Origin of the sequence: Acidicapsa ligni (assembly GCF_025685655.1) — a bacterium.
Taxonomy (GTDB): domain Bacteria; phylum Acidobacteriota; class Terriglobia; order Terriglobales; family Acidobacteriaceae; genus Acidicapsa; species Acidicapsa ligni.
Genome location: NZ_JAGSYG010000002.1, coordinates 980205 through 1000609, shown reverse-complemented (window position 1 = coordinate 1000609; position 20405 = coordinate 980205). Strand labels below are relative to the sequence as shown.

At 52.2% G+C, this 20405-nt stretch carries 10 protein-coding genes; 8 read left to right on the top strand and 2 right to left on the bottom strand.

Annotation, left to right across the window (positions count from 1 at the left end; all coding sequences use genetic code 11):
- Positions 1-219: 219 nt before the first annotated feature.
- Positions 220-1383 (bottom strand): MFS transporter, encoded by a 1164-nt coding sequence (locus OHL19_RS10465; RefSeq protein WP_263357607.1) that lies wholly within the window; start codon positions 1381-1383, stop codon positions 220-222.
- A 383-nt stretch (positions 1384-1766) separates the two neighbouring features.
- Positions 1767-2762 carry a hypothetical protein gene (locus tag OHL19_RS10460; RefSeq protein WP_263357606.1) on the bottom strand — a complete coding sequence of 332 codons (996 nt, stop codon included), beginning with the start codon at positions 2760-2762 and terminating at the stop codon, positions 1767-1769.
- A 497-nt stretch (positions 2763-3259) separates the two neighbouring features.
- Between OHL19_RS10460 and OHL19_RS10455 the strand changes: the two genes are divergently transcribed.
- The 8 genes from OHL19_RS10455 (at position 3260) to OHL19_RS10420 (ending at position 20403) form a co-directional block, all read left to right on the top strand.
- On the top strand, positions 3260-4357 hold the full coding sequence (locus tag OHL19_RS10455; protein WP_263357605.1) for a thioesterase domain-containing protein: 1098 nt from the start codon (positions 3260-3262) through the stop codon (positions 4355-4357).
- A 188-nt stretch (positions 4358-4545) separates the two neighbouring features.
- Positions 4546-5304, top strand: coding sequence for a thioesterase II family protein (locus OHL19_RS10450; protein ID WP_263357604.1), 759 nt, complete (start codon positions 4546-4548; stop codon positions 5302-5304).
- Entirely contained in the window at positions 5301-8666 is a 3366-nt protein-coding gene (locus tag OHL19_RS10445) for a non-ribosomal peptide synthetase (protein ID WP_263357603.1), read from the top strand. Before OHL19_RS10450 ends, OHL19_RS10445 begins: the two co-directional genes overlap by 4 nt.
- A 48-nt stretch (positions 8667-8714) precedes the next feature.
- Positions 8715-13304 carry a type I polyketide synthase gene (locus OHL19_RS10440; RefSeq protein ID WP_263357602.1) on the top strand — a complete coding sequence of 1530 codons (4590 nt, stop codon included), beginning with the start codon at positions 8715-8717 and terminating at the stop codon, positions 13302-13304.
- A 46-nt stretch (positions 13305-13350) separates the two neighbouring features.
- Positions 13351-16653 (top strand): non-ribosomal peptide synthetase, encoded by a 3303-nt coding sequence (locus tag OHL19_RS10435; RefSeq protein ID WP_263357601.1) that lies wholly within the window; start codon positions 13351-13353, stop codon positions 16651-16653.
- A gap of 93 nt (positions 16654-16746) precedes the next feature.
- Complete coding sequence (locus OHL19_RS10430; RefSeq protein ID WP_263357600.1) at positions 16747-18411, top strand: mechanosensitive ion channel family protein; 1665 nt, start codon at positions 16747-16749, stop codon at positions 18409-18411.
- 68 nt (positions 18412-18479) lie between these two features.
- Positions 18480-19949, top strand: a complete 1470-nt coding sequence (locus OHL19_RS10425) for an aldehyde dehydrogenase family protein (protein WP_263357599.1) — start codon at positions 18480-18482, stop codon at positions 19947-19949.
- A gap of 43 nt (positions 19950-19992) precedes the next feature.
- On the top strand, positions 19993-20403 hold the full coding sequence (locus OHL19_RS10420) for an EamA family transporter (RefSeq protein WP_263357598.1): 411 nt from the start codon (positions 19993-19995) through the stop codon (positions 20401-20403).
- Positions 20404-20405 lie beyond the last annotated feature (2 nt).

Genomic DNA, 20405 nt, shown 5'->3' with positions numbered 1-20405 from the left:
TGGTGCCGAACCGAGGAGCGGCATTTATCCCTTTTGAGGATTAAGCCGGTTCGTGCGCAAGCGATTGCGCAATGGATACCAGAGATAACACCGCCGATTAACGATCGTCAAGAGCACTACAGTACATGTTGATCAGATGCCCAAAACCAGAGAAAAGCGTTGCATTTGCGTCGGGCTAATTTCAGCCCTGTCTGCGCGGTTTGCGGCGCGGAGGGATGCTTATTTTGAAGCAGCGTGAGGCGGAGGCAACGATGGTTTTGCCAGCAGGCGAAGGCCCAGAGCCAGCATCAGCAGCGATCCGGCGAATGGAACGAAGAGGCCGGTACGCAGAGAAGAAGCTGAGGTGGAGACGACTCCGGTGAGCCAGGGCAGGAAAGAGGAACCTAAACCGGCAATAAAAAAAATCACGGTGTTTTCGGAATACTGGAGGGCCTGAGCGAGGAGCAACGGATAGACAGGGCCTAAACCGAATCCGGTAAGGAAGACGGCAGGCAGGATGCCGAGGCTGGTTTTGCTGACGAGCAGGAGAGCCATTCCGAAGACGATGGTGATCATGCTTTGGCCAAGGACAAAACGCTCGGAACGGCGCAGGAGCAGGAAGGTCGAGTTGAGCGTGCGGCTGCAGAGCATTCCCACCCAGAAGCAGGAGCCGGCGGTGACGGTGGTGGCGATTGTCTCCTGCGTGCGCTGGACATAGGCAGCGATCCATCCGCCGACTGCACTTTCGATTCCGGTGGGGAGAAACATGAGAAGAATGATGAGAAGCGGCCATCGAGTGAGGCCTGATAGCCACGAGGTTGGCCCGGCGGAGGTTGCTGCGAGACGAGACGGCTGGCTGGCTACGGGCTGATCGCGTTCCATGACCAGAACCCAGAGCAGAAGAGCTGCGAAGAAGAAACCGACTGCGCTGAAGATTCCGCGGATGTTTGCAATGCGGAGAGAGTGTGCGGCGAGTGAAGGACAGGTGCATGCTCCCAGAGCCCAGAAGAGATTGAGACGGTTTAGTTCGATGCCCCGATGCTGGGCGTGGCGGGCAGCCTGCAGGAGGCTGATGGCGGTCATGGTGGCGCCGAGGCCGGCTCCGAAGATGGCCATCCACACGAAGCAACTTGTTCGCGAACCGAAGGCCATTCCAAAAGACGCGGTTGCCAGGAGCGATGTGCCGAGGACAAGGGATCGAACCAGGGAGCCGCGTACGAGAAGTGCTCCAAGCGATGAGCCCAGCCAGCCTAGAAAGAAGAGGAGTCCGGCCTGGCTGTCGGCGAGCGTCCACTGGACCAGAAGCGCGGGCAGGACGGAGCCGGGTAGAGCCATGGCGACTCCAGTGGCGGCAAAACCGGTGTACAGGACGATTCGAGAGAAAGAGAAACTGGTGGCGCTCACTGAAGTTGTAATTTCCTTCTCCGGGAATTGCGGCTCATGTCGATAGTCCTGTTTGCGATTTCACTGGCCAGCTTTTCACGAATTTGCCTACACGAATTTGCCTGATGGATCGATCTATTTATCGATCCATCGATCGAAAGCCATTTGCGAATCGCGTAAAAGCGAGTTTCAATCCTTAAAAATGGGGGCGTACGGATTCTTGCCACACGCTCTACAGAGACCCGAGACCCGCTTAGGTACTCTGTCCTTACGATACTCGCTCAGCCATCCTCTCAGGCCATCAGGTAAGGCGCAAGAAAATAGCCACACTCCTTTGGGGTTAGTCAACGTAGCCAATTGCTCTAATAAATAACAATGACAGGACAGCACTAATTTACATCAGGTCATTGTTTTGGGGCAGTACACGTGATCTCTGGAACCGATACAGGAACGATTGGCATAGAGCTTGCGGTTGGCATCGCGCTATTGCTGTCTTCTTTGTTGTAGTGAATGCATTCATAATGAAGTTGTTTCTTATCGGCGCGATTGATTATTGGGGGAAACGTATGACAGAGCTGCACCCAATGCCGAACGCCAAGAGAATCCTCGTAGGTAACACGAGCGAAAACGAGAACGTCCTTTCGTCCTTCAGAAAAGTCTTTCAGGTCATCGGCAGTTGCAATGTGAGTGGCATTCCCGTCTCGCACGGGAACAAGAATATCGTTCGAAATCCCCATAATTGGTCCGGCCCCTTCCTGAAGTCGAGGGGTATCAACGGATGCGGTCATCCCCTCAGGATAAACGAATGGAGGAGTGGCGGTGGTATTTACCAAAACCGTTCTGGCTTTGAAGATGACATTTTTGGCGGCACTCTTGCCGATATTTTTAAGTTGAAAAGCAGCTTGGATTGGGCCTCCCGGAATAAATTCCAAGGACTCTTTTGTAGATGGAATCACATATGCGGCTTCAGACTTTGTGGCGACTATAGTTTGATAAGTATTCGCAACGGAGGCAGAATGAGTATCCCAAGCTGCTTGGATGGATTCAATGAACGCCCCCCGGGATACCTGCGAGGCTCTACACGATTCATAGACCGCACGTTCAGTGGCCTTGGCACTTCGATTCGCCTCAAGCCACTGCATGCCAGTGAAGACAACTGTGATAAAGACGGCACAAAGGGTAGCAATAGAAATGCGAAGGACAACCCGATCTCTGGGAACATTCACCCAAAACGGACTTAGGGCGTTATTTTCTCTTGATTTATCTGTGCACTGATTCTTATCTTTCTCGGATTGGTGATGATAGAGCCCGCTGGCGCTGTCGTAGACATAACAATCGCTAATGCGGTCAAGGTACTCGGCGGCCTTTTCCTCGAAATAGGTGCTTTTGGGGTTCTTCACTTGACTCTCAATTATGGGGGGTGAGACACAAATACAATGAAGGCCCGGAAGCCAAGGAACGATTAGAGAAACGAGCAAGTAGTCTGTTTGGTGTACCTAAGCCTACATTGAAAATAGGCTGCTAAGCCAGAGCATTCGCCTATGCGTTAAGTGATTTCTGACCATCGCCTTTGGTCAGAAGATTGACCGGGAGGAATGACTGTCGAAATCGTAGCATCGCTGGCTGTTCTCGGATCGACCGGCACTCATCCGTCATTCATCGAATATTCATCGAGGCATTCATCCCGACGCTGGTGCTGGTATCCGTGATGTTTCTTTTGAATATGGTTACCTTGTTTACTACTTCGATAATGGATTCCCGAATCTCATCTTCGTCCCATTTCGAAAAGTAGTCTTGTTTTGCATATTTATACTTGTCTGGAGATCATAAAGTTCTGTAAGTAGAATAAGGTAGTTGCTTTGTAATTGTTTTCCCAGATAGAACGGGTTTCTCAACTATGTCCAGTTTTGCCTTCATCGATCTGAATGACCGATCTCGGAGCGATCTAGAGCGAACTCTCACCGGATGGTGGCAGGAAGTTCTCGGGATTGAGCATGTGCATGCCGATCACGATTTCTTCAGCCTTGGTGGGGATGCGCTGTTGGGCGGGCGCCTGCTGGCAAAGGTTAAAGAGCGGTATGGAATCGACCTGGCCGCACCGTCTTTGTTTGACGCTCGAACTGTTGGGCGAATGGCCGACCTTATCCAGTTGAAACAGGCTTCGGCGGAGGACTGGTCGATTGTGCCGATTCGAAGCCAGGGAACGCGGCCTCCTTTATTTCTGATTCATGGCGTAGGCGGAAATGTTCTTGGATTTTTTGGGCTGGTGAAGCGGCTGCAATTGGATCAGCCGGTTTATGGCATCCAGGCGCAGGCGCTGCAGCGAAACGCACCGACGCTGCTGCAACTCAAGGACATGGCTGCGTACTACATTCGCGAACTGCGCCGCGTGCAGCCTCATGGTCCGTATCGTTTTTTGGGATTGTCGTTTGGTGGGCTCGTGGCCTACGAGATGGCGCAACAGCTTCGTGCCTCAGGCGAAGTGGTTGGGTTGCTGGGCATGCTGGATACATGGCAGCCGAGCTATATGCGAAGGTTGCCGAATCGCGGGCCGCTGCATCTGCGGATCTATAACCGTCTCCACCTTGTCTACCTGCATACGCGCAAACTGGGTGTGGCCAGCAAGCTGGCTTACCTGAAGAATCGGCTCAAGAGCCGGTGGTTGCGTATGATCTACTCCATCTCGGCGACGAGAGGCAGGGTCGATATTACATCTACGATGAAGAGCATTCGCGACATCAACCTGGTTGCTGCGATGAACTACCAGGTGCTGCCGTACGAGGGGCGAGTCACGCTGTTTCGCGCCACTGGCGAAGATGATTGGCGTTTGCCGGAAGACCTGGGCTGGAGAGAAACGGCTGCCGATGGAGTGGAAATTTTTCCTATTCCTGGCGATCACGGGCAGGTGCTGGCTGAGCCAAGCGTGAGCATCCTCGCACAGAAACTTACGGAATGTCTGGACCAGTCTGAGCAACGAGTAGAGATCATCCTGTAACTTTTGTGGGATGGGCTTAACTATGGTGGCAACCGATATCATCGTGAGGATCGGCTTCAACCCTGTTTCACTTTGCTCAATCTGATTTTGCTCGATAAGGACTCTGTTTGATCCAGCATACGGAACCCCGTTGCCTGCTTCGACCGAAGGCTTTGCGGTCTGCGATCCCTGCTGCGGGGAATGCGAAGATGCGCCTGCTATGTTTTCCATACGCGGGCGGTGCTCCTTCGGCTTTCTTTGGATGGCCGGAATTACTTGCGCCTGAGGTTGAGGTGATCTGGATTCAGTCGCGCGGCAGAGGCGCACGGTTTCTTGAGACTCCCTTGAATCACGTTAGTGAAATGGTGCAGGAGATTGCTGCTGCACTGACGACTCTAGATGATAGGCCGTTCTGCTTTTACGGACATAGCCTCGGCGCTCTCGTGGCCTTTGAGGTAGCTCGTTTGCTTAGACGGAATGGGCAGCGGGGGCCTGCGCATCTGTTCGTGGGCGCGGCTCGCGCACCGCAATTGGAGAGGATTCTGCCTCCGCTTGGGCACCTGCCGGATAAGGCATTTATCGATGCAATTCAGAGTCGCTATTCTGGCATTCCCGCAGCGATTCTTGACGATCCTGAAATGATGCAGCTCTTTCTGCCTACTCTGCGTGCGGATTTTGCCGCTTACGAGGGCTACAGGTATGTGGAGGAGCGACTGCTTGCTTGCCCGATCACAACGTTTGTGGGAGCGCATGATCCGGTTGTAACTGCAGAGGCGATGGCAGCGTGGGCTGAGCATTCAAGCGCCCCTTTCACTGCGCATACATTGCCCGGAGATCACTTTTTTCTGGCCTCCTGCCGCGATAGGCTCGTACACACGGTGAGGCATGCCCTGCTGAATTCCCTTTCCGATCGCGACGATCGCAATGAGGATTTTGTGCCCACTGTGGAAGATGAGATATGGGCATGAAAACCATCGTCGAGTTTCTCACCGATCTGCGAGCCAAGGAAATCGTGCTGACCCTGGACGGCCAAAAGCTGAAGTGCAGCGCGCCAACGGGGGTTTTGACTACCGAGCTGCGCGAGGAGCTTGCAGAACGAAAGCAGGAGTTGATCTCTTTCCTGCGCTCATCGAGGGAAGCTGCTCGTGCGGGTGGCTCTGGCATCGGTCTTTTTGATAGGAATAATCCATTACCGCTTTCGCTGGCGCAGCAGAGGCTCTGGTTTCTTACGCAACTCGATCCGACGAGTCCCGCATACAACATTCCAACTGCAATGCGTTTGCTGGGGCCGCTGCATCTGGATGCCGTTGAAATCGCGCTCGCTTCGATTGTTGCGAGGCATGAGACGCTGCGCTCGTCCTTTATCCAAGTGGACGGTGTGCCGCAAGTCATCATTCAGGATCAAGTGGACTGGAAGATCTCAACGCTTGACTTGACGCAGCTTACTGGAGAAGCACAAGAGTGCGAGTTGCAGTCCTGGATCGGGCAGGCTGCACGTGTGCCTTTTGATCTCGCACAGGGACCACTGCTTCGCGCAACGCTCATCAAGCTTGGATCGGACTCGCATGCATTGCTGCTGGTAATGCATCACATCATTTCCGATGGATGGTCGCTCGGCATTGCCATTCGCGAGTTTGCGGAGTTTTACCGACATGCGGTTGAGGGCACGGAATCTACGATCGCTCCGCTTGCAATTCAATATACGGACTTCGCAGACTGGCAAAGAAAATGGCTCGATGGCGGAGAGCTGGACCGGCAACTTCCTTACTGGAAGAAGCAGCTCGCAGGCGCACCTCCTGTAGTTCAGTTCCCTGCCGATCATCGTCGGCCACAGGTTGAAAGTTCCGATGGGCATCGTCTCCTGATGGTCATTCCAGTGGAGACGGTCACGGCGTTAGAGCAGCTCGCGCGTCAAGAGGGCTCTACGCTATTTATGCTCATGCTCGCAGCCTTTAACGTGCTGCTGTATCGCTACTCAGGGCAGAACGATATTGTGGTCGGCACTCCCTCGGCGAGTCGCAATCGAAGCGAGATGCATGGGCTCTTCGGCTTCTTTGTGAACAATCTTGTATTGCGCACAAGCCTCGAAGGAAACCCTACTTTTCGCGAGCTGATAGCGCGGGTACGCGACGTAACCCTGGGCGCTTATGAACATCAGGATGTTCCGTTCGAAAGACTGGTGCAGGCTCTGCGTCCAGAGCGCACGACAGAGCATTCGCCGCTGTTTCAAACGATCTTCTCACTTCAGAATTTTCCACTCGAAGATCTTCAATTAAGCGGCCTGGCGATTACTGCGATTGAATTCGACGCAGGCACAGCTCGCTTTGATCTAACAGTGGAAGTCTATCCGCGTCATGGGACGCTGCGCGCGTATTTTGAATACAACACGCATCTGTATGATCGCGAAACAATTGAACAGCTGCAAGGGCATTTTCTAACGCTGCTTGACTCTATCCACAGCGATCCGAATCAGCCGATCGACACGATTCCTTTGCTCAAGACTGATGAGCGTCTGCAAATTCTGAAAGAGTGGAACGCGACTGCCGCGCCTCATGAAAGCAACGTCTGCTTTTATGGAAAATTTGAGGCGCAGGTTGCGGCTGCTCCTGACCGCATCGCTGTCATTGCGGGCGCAAACTCACTGACATACAACGAACTAAACCAGCGCGCGAATCAGATTGCTCATACGCTGCAATCTCTTGGCGTAAGCAGCGGAGTCCTTGTCGGACTCTACATGGAACGATCCACGGATATGCTGGCGGCGTTGCTTGGTGTGATGAAATCGGGTGGAGCTTATGTTCCGCTTGACCCGATTTATCCGAAGCATCGTATCGCAGATATTCTCGATGACGCGCAGCCAAAGGTGCTTCTAACTTCTACGCATCTGCGGGCATCTCTCCCGGAAACGAGCGCTCATGTGCTCTGCCTCGATGAACTGCGAACAGATGTGGAAGCGGACGTTTTAGCCAATCTCGAAACGCGCGTTACGCCCGATAGTCTTGCCTATATCATCTTTACCTCAGGCTCGACGGGACGACCCAAGGGTGTTCAGATCCAGCACGGTGCATTGCTTAACTTTCTCGAAAGCATGCAGCGTGAGCCGGGCTTCACGAGTGACGATGTGTTGCTCGCCGTGACTACTATCTCTTTTGATATTGCGGGCCTTGAGCTATATCTGCCGTTATTCACTGGTGGCACGGTCTGTATCGCGCTTGAGCCGGGCAACGTTGTTTCCCTCATGGACGACCTCGAACGCATTCGCCCCACGGTGATGCAGGCGACGCCTGCAACGTGGCAGTTGCTCCTAAGTGCCGGTTGGCGGGGCGATGCGCTCCTGAAGATACTCTGCGGCGGAGAGGCGCTCGAGACCGGGCTTGCCAATTCTCTACTGAATCATGCTGAGAGCGTCTGGAATATGTACGGTCCTACGGAGACGACGATCTGGTCTTCTGCTCTTCGTCTTACGGGAAGAACAGAAGATGCGATTCCGATTGGGCATCCGATAGCGAATACGACCTTCTACATTGTGGATGCGCAGTACCAGCCGGTTCCTATCGGTGTTGCCGGAGAATTGTTGATTGGTGGCGATGGGTTGGCGAGAGGCTATCTGAATCGCGAGGAGCTAACTCGGGAGCGATTCATTGATGATCCTTTCAGCGCTACGCCCGGAGCTCGTCTCTATCGCACGGGCGACCTGGTTTGTTATCGAAGAGATGGACTGATCGAATTTCTCGGAAGGCTGGATCATCAGATCAAGCTTCGTGGATTCCGCATCGAATTGGGCGAGATTGAGAGCGTGCTTCGGCAACAGCCATCGATCCAGGACTCCGTTGTGTTGTTGCGTGAAATCGGCGACGATAAGCACCTTGTTGCATGGCTGGTCACGAATGATACTCGCCAGGATACAGGGGCTATACGGAATGCGCTGCGGCAACTATTGCCGGAGTACATGGTACCGTCGCGCATTGTTTTGTTGCATGAATTTCCACGAACGCCGAACGGCAAGCTGGATCGCGGAGCACTGGCGATCCCAGCACAGATGGATAGTGATACAAAGCGAAGACCCGCGGAGACTTTGACGCCGCTGCAGGAGTCGATTGCCAAGGTTTTTCGCGAAATGCTTGACCTGCAACATCTGGAATTGACCGATAACTTTTTTGATCTCGGTGCGCATTCACTTCTGATTGTGCGTGTGCATGAGAGGCTCAGGCGTGAGATTGATTCGCGATTGACTCTCATCAATTTTTTCCAGTATCCAACTATTGGAAGTCTGGCTGATTTTCTCGAAAGCCATCAAGCAAGCATCAAACAAATCGCCACCGTTTCGTAATATTTCTTAAACCAACATCGAACGGCGAGCAAATACAGGTCGGAGTAAATGAAACCAGCTACCCATCAAAAACGGGATGTTGCCGTTGCTATTATTGGGCTCGCAGGGCGATTCCCTGGGGCGCGCAATGTAACGCAATATTGGCAGAATCTCTGCGCAGGCGTAGAGTCGCTCACACTCGCGTCCGATCAAGACCTGCTCGATGCAGGAGTGCCTGCGAGCCTGCTGACGAATCCCTCGTATGTGCGAGCTGGCGGCGTGGTCGAAGATGCTGAATCCTTCGATGCTTCGTTCTTTGGATTTGGCGCGCGTGAAGCGGAGATCATTGATCCACAGCAGCGCGTCTTCCTTGAATGTGCGTGGGAAGCACTGGAAGATGCTGGTTGCGATCCTCGCGTTCATAACGGACCTGTCGGCGTCTTTGCGGGCTCGGGCATGAATACGTATGGCGCCATCAATCTATTTTCCAATCCAGAGCTGCTTGAGTCAGTGGGCCCTTACCAGGTGATGCTGGGCAACGATAAGGATTTTCTTGCTACGCGCGTGGCATACAAACTCAATCTCAAAGGCCCGGCAATCAATGTTCAGACCGCTTGCTCTACTTCGCTTGTAGCAGTGCAGATGGCATTTGAAAGCCTGCTGCGCGGTGAGTGCGAGATGGCATTGGCAGGTGGAGTTTCTATTCAGTTTCCGCAAAACGCAGGCTATATGTATATGCCGGGAATGATCCTGTCTCCTGATGGTCATTGCCGAGCATTCGATGCTGATGCTGCGGGGACCGTCCCTGGACGCGGAGCCGGTGTTGTAGTTCTCAAGCTGCTATCGGACGCGGTACGCGATAACGATCGTATCTATGCGGTGATTCGCGGTGCGGCTATCAACAATGATGGCGCGGCAAAAGTGGGTTATTCTGCGCCGAGCATTGAAGGGCAGAGTCTTGTCATTCGCAAATCGATTGAGATGGCGGGCTTCACACCTGAATCCATTCGCTATGTCGAGGCGCATGGAACGGGAACTGAAGTCGGTGATCCGATTGAAGTCGCAGCGTTGACAGAGGCCTTTGGCGAGTGCGCAGGCGAACGACAGTTTTGCGGTCTTGGGTCAGTGAAACCAAACATTGGCCACCTGGATACAGCAGCCGGCGTTGTGGGACTGATCAAGGCGGCGCTAACACTGCATCACCGCATGATACCGCCAACACTGCATTTCAAGCGGCCGAATGCACATATCGATTTTGCGCAGACTCCGTTTTACGTCAACACGAAGCTCACTGCTTATGAAGGCACTGAGGCATTCCGCGCGGGTGTCAGTTCATTCGGCATTGGCGGCACGAATGCTCACGTGTCACTGGAAGAGTGGCGTGAGCCGCAGTCGCGCAGCAATACTTCATCGCAATTGATTGCTCTCTCTGCTCGTAGCACGGGCGCTATAGATGCTCTTTCGCTCGCGCTGGCGACGCATCTCGAAAAGACTCCGGACGCGAACCTGTCAGAGGTTGCGTATACGCTGCAGACGGGCCGACATTCATTCGCGCAACGTCGCTTCGTGATAGCGAAGAGTATTGAAGATTTGAAGCAGCAGCTTCAAACTGTTGTCTCCAAAAACCAGGAAAGCGAAGCAACAAATCGCACTGGTGTTGTTTTTCTATTTACAGGACAAGGGTCTCAATACATCAACATGGGCCTTGGGCTCTATCAGAGCAGCGGCGCTTTCAGAGACGAGATTGATCGCTGCGCTGCGTTGCTTGAGCCACATCTTGGGCTCGATTTAAGAACCGTTCTTTATCCAAAGATCGATGGTGAAGAAGCTGCACAACATCTCTTGAACCAGACCTGGATCACGCAACCTGCGCTGTTCACAATTGAATATGCGACGGCCATGCTGTGGAAGACTTTAGGCATTGAGCCCGAGGCGATGTTAGGACACAGCGTCGGCGAATATGTTGCTGCCTGCATTGCTGGAGTCTTTCCATTGGAGGATGCGCTTGCATTGATTGCTGCTCGCGGGCGGCTGATTCAATCGCTTCCTGAGGGAGCGATGCTTGCTATCCCTCTTGCTGAATCTGTTGTTTTGCCATTGCTTTCGGAAGGCATTTCAATTGCTGCTGCCAACTCTCGCAAGAACACTGTCGTCTCAGGCACGATGGATGCGATTAGCGCCTTTGAGCAACACTTGCAAACGAAACAAATCGCATCTCGTCGTCTGCGTACTTCACATGCATTCCATTCTGCAATGATGGAGCCTGCGCTTGCTCCCTTCAGAGAGCTCGTTGCGAAGATACATCTTAAAGCGCCGTCAATTCCCTACGTATCCAATCTAACTGGCAGATGGATTACGGCATCTGAAGCTACAAGTCCTGACTACTGGGTCAATCACTTGCGTAATGCGGTTCGCTTTGCTGACTGCGCGGAGCAGCTCCATAACTCTGGTCATTCGTTATATCTTGAAGCAGGCCCAGGAGAAACGCTACTTACTCTGCTGCGTGATCATCTTGGCAGGGAGGCTGGCGTACAAGCCCTATCATCCATAAGGCATCCACTTAAGACAAAGGATGATCGCGAGCATTGGCTCGAAGCTGTGGGACAACTATGGTTGACTGGAGCTTCAATTCATTGGGACGCACTCTACGAAAATGGCAGGCCATGTAAGACCTCGCTGCCGTCCTATCCCTTTGAGCGACAACGATACTGGATAAGCGCCAGGGCGAAAACCAACCTGCCGGTGGCCACGGGAAACGAACTTCCCGGTAAGACTTCAGATATCGCTGATTGGTTCTACCTGCCATCATGGAAACGAAGCGTCCCTGTTGCTCAGGCTCCTCGTCTGCCTCTTGGCGCGGATAAGGCATGCCTGCTTTTTGTTCGATCAGGCGACGAATTTATCCATCCTTTACTACAAGCCGTTGAGCCTCTTGGTCACACGATTCGTGTTTTGTCAGGGTCACACTTTCAAGAACTTTCAGCTACGGAATATCAGATCAATCCAGCCGAACGTGGTGACTATACAACACTGCTGAACAAGATTTTAGCCAATGGAAAGTGGCCTGAACGGATTGTTCATGCATATGCGCTTGGTGAGGCATTTCAAACGGGACTGGACTCGTCTCTGGACTACTCCATATTCAGTCTCATGTATCTTGCACAGACGATATCGGATATAAGTTCAACTCGAACGATTGAACTGAATGTGCTTACACGTGGCGGCTTTGATGTCTTTGGCGATGGCGAGTGCGATCCGAAATCCGGCATGTTGAGTGGATTCTGCAACGTGCTTCCGATTGATTGCCCTAACATTGGATATCGTTTGATCGATCTCGACTTTGCTGTATCTGCTGACGTTGCTCAGTTACAACTGAAGACCGAGCTGGCCTCCAATGCAGGTAACTCGGCTGTTGCGTGGCGCGGGTCCAATCGATGGATCCCGAGTTATGATGCTCTGCATTTGCCTGCGAATCTTCCTCTGAGCGTTAGCATTCCCGCCAAGGCGGTCTTTCTTATCACTGGCGGACTTGGTGGAATAGGGCTTGCCTGGGCTCGCTATCTCGCGAGTAAGTATGAAGCGCAATTTGTTATTACCAGCAGAAACGAGTTTCCTGAACCGCACACGTGGCCGGAGCTTCTCACTTCGAATGCAACGCCAGCGCCGCTGAAGAATCGCATACAAGCAATTGAGATGATCCGCGAGCTTGGTGGCAACGTGATCGTCGTAACTGCGGATGTATCGAACTCAGCACAGATGCAGCACGCTGTTCACATTGCTCGCACGAAGTTTGGAGGCTTATTCGGCATCATTCATGCTGCCGGCATTCCGGGTGTGGGTATGTTGCAGAGCAAGTCTCGCGCTGATGCTATGGCGGTTCTATCTCCGAAGGTACATGGAGTTGAATGGATATTGCCACTGATTCATGAGCAACATAAACCTGGGCTGGTCATGCTTTGCTCTTCAATCAGCGCAATCGCACCCTCAATCGGCCTTACAGATTATGGCGCGGCAAACGCGTATCTGGACTCGTTTGCGCTGGCGAATGATGATCCCAAAGGCACCAGGGTGCTTGCTCAGAATTGGGATGCATGGAGTGAAAGCGGCATGGCTGTTGATTTTGCACAGCGGTTGCTGCGTGCAGGCTTGCGTGAAGATGCACAAGTAGAGGGAATTTCCGATCAGGATGCCGCTGATATTTTTTCACGTTTGCTTTCTTATCCCACTCCGCAAGTTGTCATTTCTACGCGTAATTTAAATCAACTGCTGAAGTACATTCAGTCGGTTGATCAGGTTAAAGAACGGATATCGACGAACACTGCTGCGACGCTTCATCCGCGACCAGCCCTGACAACGGAATACATAGAGGCTGCCGACGAAACGGAGCTTGCACTCGTTGCGATCTGGCAGGATCTATTGGGTATCGACCACATCGGCACACAGGATAACTTTTTTCAGCTTGGCGGCCACTCGCTGTTGGGTACGCAAATGATGGCTCGCATACGCGAACGATTTGGCATCGACCTTCCACTGCGCATGGTCTTTGAAGCACCCACACCTTCTCAAATGGCTACGTTAGTGCGGACTATTCCCTGGGCCTCAGGGGCGGCTTCATCTACACCGACGCTCGATCAGGAACGAGAGGAGATCGAGCTTTGATCTCTTATACGGATGTAAAAGAGCACATCTGCATCTCCAGGTACGCATGGAAGAACTAAACGATATCGAGTTTCTTCGTACGCTGAAAGAGCGCGGCATCGAGGTCAGAGCCAGCGAGGATCGTCTTCGCGTGAATGCACCCGTCGGTGCGCTCACCAAGCCCATGCAGGAGGAGCTGCTGCGCAGAAAAGGACGGCTGCTTACTCTGCTGACGCCTCCACCTGCATCTTCGGCTATCCAGAGTACAGGCGCGGCAAACGCTCCGTTGACCTATGAGCAGGAAGCGATCTGGCTCATGGAGCGCTTCCATCCAGGAACGGTTGCCTATAGCATCCCCGAGGCTTTTTTCTTTGAATTTGCAGTCGATCTTGAGCTGCTCTCCAGATCTATGGATTATCTACTGCAGCGGCATGAGATTCTTCGCTGCTCAATTTCAGAAAAAGATGGTGTGGCATATCAGCACGTCGCTGAATCTTTTCACATCCCTATCGACTTTACTGACTTATCAACGATTGACGAAGCCCTGCGTGATGCCGAGCTACACGCCCTGGTTCGGCAGATGTCGCGGATACCATTTAATCTCTCCAAGCCACCGCTGGTTCGTGCTCATCTGTTTCGCCTTGCACCTGCGCGGCATGTGGCCTTTGTTAATGTGCATCACATCCTTGCTGATCGCGAATCGATGGATATTCTGCAACACGAGATAGAGATCATTTATACGGCTCTGGCCCAGGGTCGTGCTGTCGATCTTCCACCTCTGCCAATTCAATACATGGACTACGCAGTGTGGGAACGCGAGCACTCCGTGGTTTTGCATGAACAGCAGTCTACATATTGGAAGAAGAAATTAGCAGACGCGCCGACGTATCTTGAATTGCCATTCAGCAAGCCGAGGCCATCCATACAAACATTTGCAGGAGATATCGAACCCTTTTTTATTTCTGAACAGACTACGGCAGGGTTGCGAGTGCTTGCTCTATCTGAAAATGCTTCTCTATACATGCTGCTGCTCTCAGCATTTTCCGTACTGCTTACTCGATATACGGGCAAGCAGGATTTTTGTATAGGTTCACCAATCTCCGGTCGTCATCGGACGGAAACAGAGCCGTTGATTGGCTTGTTTGTAAATACGGTCGTGATGCGATGTCAGCCAAGCTCGGCAAACACTTTTCGAGAACTATTGAAGCAAGTGCGAAGTACAGCGCTCGAAGCATATTCCCACAGCGAAACTCCATTTCAACGACTGGTTGCTGAGTTACATCCAGAACGCAATCCTGGCATCTCTCCTCTTTTTCAGATCATGTTTGCGCTCGATTCATTACGCGGTGAGACGCGTGGTGTATCGTCGCAAATCGACACGGAACCAGGGGTGTCCAAGTTTGATCTCACGCTTCAATTGAGTGAAGCTGGCGGCGCGGTGGGTGGTCATTTCGAGTATCGTACAGACCTCTTTGATCGAGCCGGAATTCATAGATTTGCAAACAGCTTCTCTGTCTTATTGGACTCAATCGTGCATGAGCCAGATAGAGCTATCTCTGAACTCGACCTACTTTCTGCAACTGATAAGCAGAAGATTTTGATTGACTGGAATGCAACGGAACTCGACTTTCCACGACAGGATGCAATCCATACTCTCTTTGAAAAGCAAGTTGCGCTATCACCGGCTGCGATTGCAATTGAGCACCACTCCGAGGCGATTACATATGCCCAGTTGAACGAAAACGCGAATCGATTAGCGCATCATCTAATCGCTACTGGCGTACGTCCGGGCGAGTGTGTCGGCATTTGTTTGAATCGTAGTATCCGCATGATTGAATCCATGCTGGCGGTGTTAAAGGCTGGAGGAGCGTATGTTCCGCTTGATCCGGCTTATCCCGCGCAACGAATCAGGATCATGCTGGAAGACAGCAGATTAGCGGTATTGATTACTGAACCGGAGTACGCTCCTCATCCGCTGCCAGACTTTGTCAGCACTGTCTATCGCAGCGCTGAGTCTTCTTCCATTGACTCCATGCCTGGCATTAATCCAGATCGAAACGTTGGCGCTAACGATTTGGCTTATGTTATCTACACGTCTGGTTCGACAGGCCGTCCGAAGGGCGTTGCGATTGAACATCACAGTACCAACTCGTTTTTACATTGGGCTATGCAGACGTTCTCTGCTGCATCCTTGCAATATGTTCTTGCATCAACGTCGATCTGTTTCGATCTTTCTATCTTTGAAATATTTCTTCCATTGTCTATAGGAAGCACCATCGTTCTTGCAGAAAATGCACTGGAAATCGCTGAACTGGAGGCAGTAGATAAGATAACTCTGATCAACACCGTCCCCAGCACAATGGCCGCGCTAATCAAAGCGCGTCTGGTACCCCAGACTGTGCGATGTATCAACCTGGCAGGCGAGGCTCTCTCCGCGTCATTGGTTCGGCAAATAGAAGAGCAACTGCCGCAGGCAGAAATATTCGATCTCTATGGACCGACGGAGACAACCACCTATTCCACGTTCACACAACGAAGCGCAGATGCACTGCCTACGATAGGCCGCCCACTTGCAAACACACGCATCTACTTATTGGACGACCATCTTCAGCCTGTCCCGATTGATGTTCCTGGTCAGATTTTCATCGCAGGGGAAGGTGTAGCGCGTGGGTATTTGCATCGCCCTGATCTCACTGCCGAACGCTTTGTTCACCTTTCGCATCTGCCGCATCAGGATCGCGCTTATCAGACGGGCGACCTGGCACGGTATCGCCAGGATGGAAATATCGAATACCTTGGACGTATCGATCAACAGGTAAAGATACGCGGATTTCGAATTGAGCCTGGAGAGATTGAGAGTGTTCTTCGCGAGCATGTGCAAGTCGAGGATGCAATTGTTCTTGTTCATCTCGATGCGGCTCTGGGTAACTCACTGATCGCATGCGTAATGCCCAAAGGCATTGCGGATATCGATACCGCGGAGTTGGTGCGCTGGCAACGGGAACGATTGCCTGCGCACATGGTGGTAAGTCACATACAAATCTTTGCGAGCTTTCCTCTGACGCCAAACGGCAAGGTGGATAGGAAGACGATGGCAACAACTATCGAGAGTTCAGCAAAACAGATCGCGGAATATACTGCTCCACGCAATCCGCTGGAGCAGAAGCTGGTGGCTATATGGGAGAGCAACTTTGAGCGAGCACCGATTGGAATCGACGAAGACTTCTTCGCGATTGGAGGACACTCTCTGCTTGCTCTGCGGGTCTTCAGCGATATTGAAAAGCTGCTTGGTAAGACTCTGATGCTCTCGTTGTTGTTGCATGCGCCCACGATTCGCCAACTGGCAAGCCTGATTCAAGAGCGCGACTAAAGTTGCTTTTCGCGGATTACTACCCATCTCACGAACGCTTCGACTCTTAGGGTAGCACCGTGATAGGCTACGCCCAACGGCTCCGAGGGAACAATGGTCAAAGCTCGCATCATCTTACTGTATTCGCTCTCGCTATTACTCTGCGTTCCTGCGTTCGCGCAGACATCATCGCAGCCTGCGCAAAATTCACAGACACCTTCCGCTGTCGTAGTCGGGGACCAGACGCTTTTCTCAATTCGCACGAGGCTTGGCCCATTCTCTGCACCGGAACGCGCTGAGGCTGCTACAAAACGGCTTGAGAATCTCGTCAAAGATGTCGAGATTAATCCAGATACCGTTACTGCGGATCAACATGAGACGAGTACAGATATCGTCTCTGGAGATCTCATCATAACCACGGTGACCGAGAGCGATGCACAGGCCGCTGGTATCGAGCGATCAGTATTAGCGAACAATTACATCCGCCAGATTCGTTCAGGGCTTGCACAGGTACGCGCGGAATATACATATAAAAGCCTGTTACTCGGTGCGTTATATGCAGCGCTTACTACTCTCGCCCTGATACTGCTGCTGGTGCTGTTAAGCTGGCTTGCTCGCAAGCTCTACAAGCGTATCGAGCGGTGGCATGGAACTCATATTCGCACGGTGCGCATTCAGTCGCTGGAGTTGATCTCGGCAGAGAGGCTTACTGCGATCATCCTGCAATGTGCGCGAACGGCAAGATGGGCAATTACTCTGCTGCTGTTTTATTTTTATATACCGTTGGTTTTTAGTTTTTTCCCGTGGACGCGGACCTTTGGCAGCACGCTCTTGAGCTACATCTTTAGCCCTGTCTCTGCTGGATGGAATTCCTTTGTAGCTTATTTTCCAAGCCTGCTTATCTTGCTGGTCATAACCTGCTTTGCTTATTTTGCAATCCGTATTCTGCGATTCGTATTCAAAGAACTTGAACGAGGAACGATTGCATGGCCGGGTTTTTATCCCGAGTGGGCTATGCCTACATACAAGATTCTCCAGATACTTACTGTTGCCTTCTGCCTTGTAATCATGTTTCCTTATCTGCCTGGATCGGAATCGCCAGCATTTAAAGGGGTTTCAATCTTCATTGGCGTTCTGCTTTCTTTAGGATCAAGTTCGGCTGTTGCAAATATAGTTGCTGGCGTGATTCTCACTTATACAAGAGCTTTTCGTATTGGAGATCGCGTTCAAATTGCTGAGACAATCGGTGACGTTGTAGGCAAGACACTGCTGGCAACGAATATTCGAACCATCAAGAATGTTCACATTACAATTCCCAACTCGCTCGTGCTTGGCAGTCACATCATCAATTTCAGTTCGTCCACCGAAGCACACGCGCTGATTCTGCATACCAGCGTGACTATTGGATATGACGCGCCGTGGCGCCAGATTCATCAGCTCTTGATCAGCGCTGCGACAGCTACTCCGGGCCTTCTTCAAGAGCCAAGACCCTTTGTCTTACAGACTGCTCTCGACGATTTCTATGTGGCTTATGAGATCAACGCTTATACGAACGATCCGAGTCACATGGCGACAATATACAGTGACTTACATCAGAGTATCCAGGATGCTTTCAACGATGCTGGAGTCGAGATTATGTCGCCGCATTACAACGCAGTGCGCGATGGAAACACGATTGCAATTCCTGAAACTAACCGGCCTCTCGATTACGAAGCACCCTCTTTCAAGGTATCCGCCGCTGTAAGAACCAGGCCCTCCGATTCATCCACTCACGAGTAGTGTGCAGAATTACCTTTGAAAACAGGCGGTCGCAATGATATTCAAGTTGGAACAGCCAGGGGATAACTATGCGATCAGCGCAAGGCGTGTATCAGCTTTATATCGACGGCAAATGGGTTAACAGCATTTCAGGCGATACGTTTGCGGTCTACGACCCGGCCACGGAAGAGGTTATGGCGCAAGTTGCGGAGGCTTCTGCCGCTGACATTGATCTAGCGGTTCAAGCTGCGCGTCGAGCTTTTGATGCTGGCCCCTGGGCGAAGTCGACGCCATTCAGTCGCGCTCACATTCTCTTTAAGCTGGCGTCCAAAGTCCGCGAGCAACTTGCATCTCTGGCCGAAGTAGAGGCTATCAATACAGGCAAGCCTATCGTTGAGGCCGAGGGCGATATCGATGCCGTGGCAGAGGTATTTGAATACTATGGCGGGCTTGCCACGAAGATTCCGGGGCAGGTGAATCCAGTATCTTCGGATGCGTTGAGCCTATCTTTGCGTGAGCCTATCGGTGTTGCCGGTCTCATCGTTCCGTGGAACTATCCTCTGCTGATGGCCGCATGGAAGCTCGCCCCCGCGCTGGCCGCAGGATGTACGTGTGTATTGAAGCCTGCGGAACAAACCCCTCTGACCACGATGATGCTTGCTCAATGGTTCGAGGAAGCGGGCCTTCCAGCGGGTGTAGTAAATATCGTGAACGGCTTTGGCGAGAGCTGTGGCGTACCGATTGTCGAGCATCCTTCGGTTGATAAGATCGCTTTCACTGGAAGCACAGAGGTAGGGAAAAGCATTGTAAAACGCGCTGCTGACACGTTGAAACGTGTCACGCTCGAACTGGGTGGCAAGTCTCCAAATATCTTTTTTGCTGATGCAGATTGGGAAGCATCCATCGATGGCGCGCTCTTTGGCGTCTTCATCAATCAGGGCGAGGTATGTTCTGCGGGCAGCCGTATTCTCGTTGAAAAAAAGATTTATTCGAAGTTCGTAGAGGCGATGGCGGAGAAGGCAAAGACCATTCGCATTGGTGCTCCGCTTGATCGTGCTACCAAGCTTGGCCCCGTTATCAGTAGAGATCAGTATGAGCGTGTGAACTCTTACATCGCGATCGGTCGCGGCGAAGCAAAGTTGGCTTCTGGAGGAGGGCGGCCGAAGGGCTTTGATAAGGGCTACTACATTGAGCCGACGATCTTCTATGACGTCGATAATACGGCTCGCATCGCGAGAGAAGAAATCTTTGGGCCAGTCGCTACGGTGATTCCATTTGACTCAGAAGCGGATGCAATTCAGATCGCGAACGACACTCCATATGGATTGGCAGCGGCTGTATGGTCACGTGATATCTACAAGGCCTTTCGCGTGGTGAAATCTCTGCGAGCGGGTATCGTGTGGGTAAATCATATGCAGCCTACTTGCGTTGAGGCTCCGTGGGGTGGATACAAACAGTCCGGTATAGGTCGCGAGCTTGGGCCGTGGGGCATCGAAGAATATCTTGAGACCAAGCAGGTCCACATCAATCTAAGCGAGAAACCTATCGGCTGGTACTAAGCTTTTAATACAACATCAACGACTCTTCCAGGAGGCAGTTCGCATGAAGCCATGGATCGTTTATTCGATGATGACGCTGCTGTTCTGGGGCCTTTGGGGAGTATTCAGCAAGCTGGCATCGGCGTACACAAGACCGCGTCAGACGCTTCTGTTTCAAGCTGTCGGCGTGCTGGCATTCGCGTTCGTCGTGCTTGTGCTGGAGCGCTTCGAGATTGATCGTTCGGCTGCTGGATTCGGTTGGTCCTTTGCTGGCGGCTTTGTCAATTTCATCGGCTTTCTGGCCTTCTTTGCTGCGGTGCAAAAGGGCAAAGTCTCGACTGTCATCTCTCTCTCTTCGTTGTACCCCGTGGTGACAATCGTATTAAGCGTTTTGTTTCTGCACGAGAAAATAACTCGACGTGAAGGGCTTGGAATCGCGCTTGCACTCACGGCTGGCTGGCTCCTCGCAGGGTGATC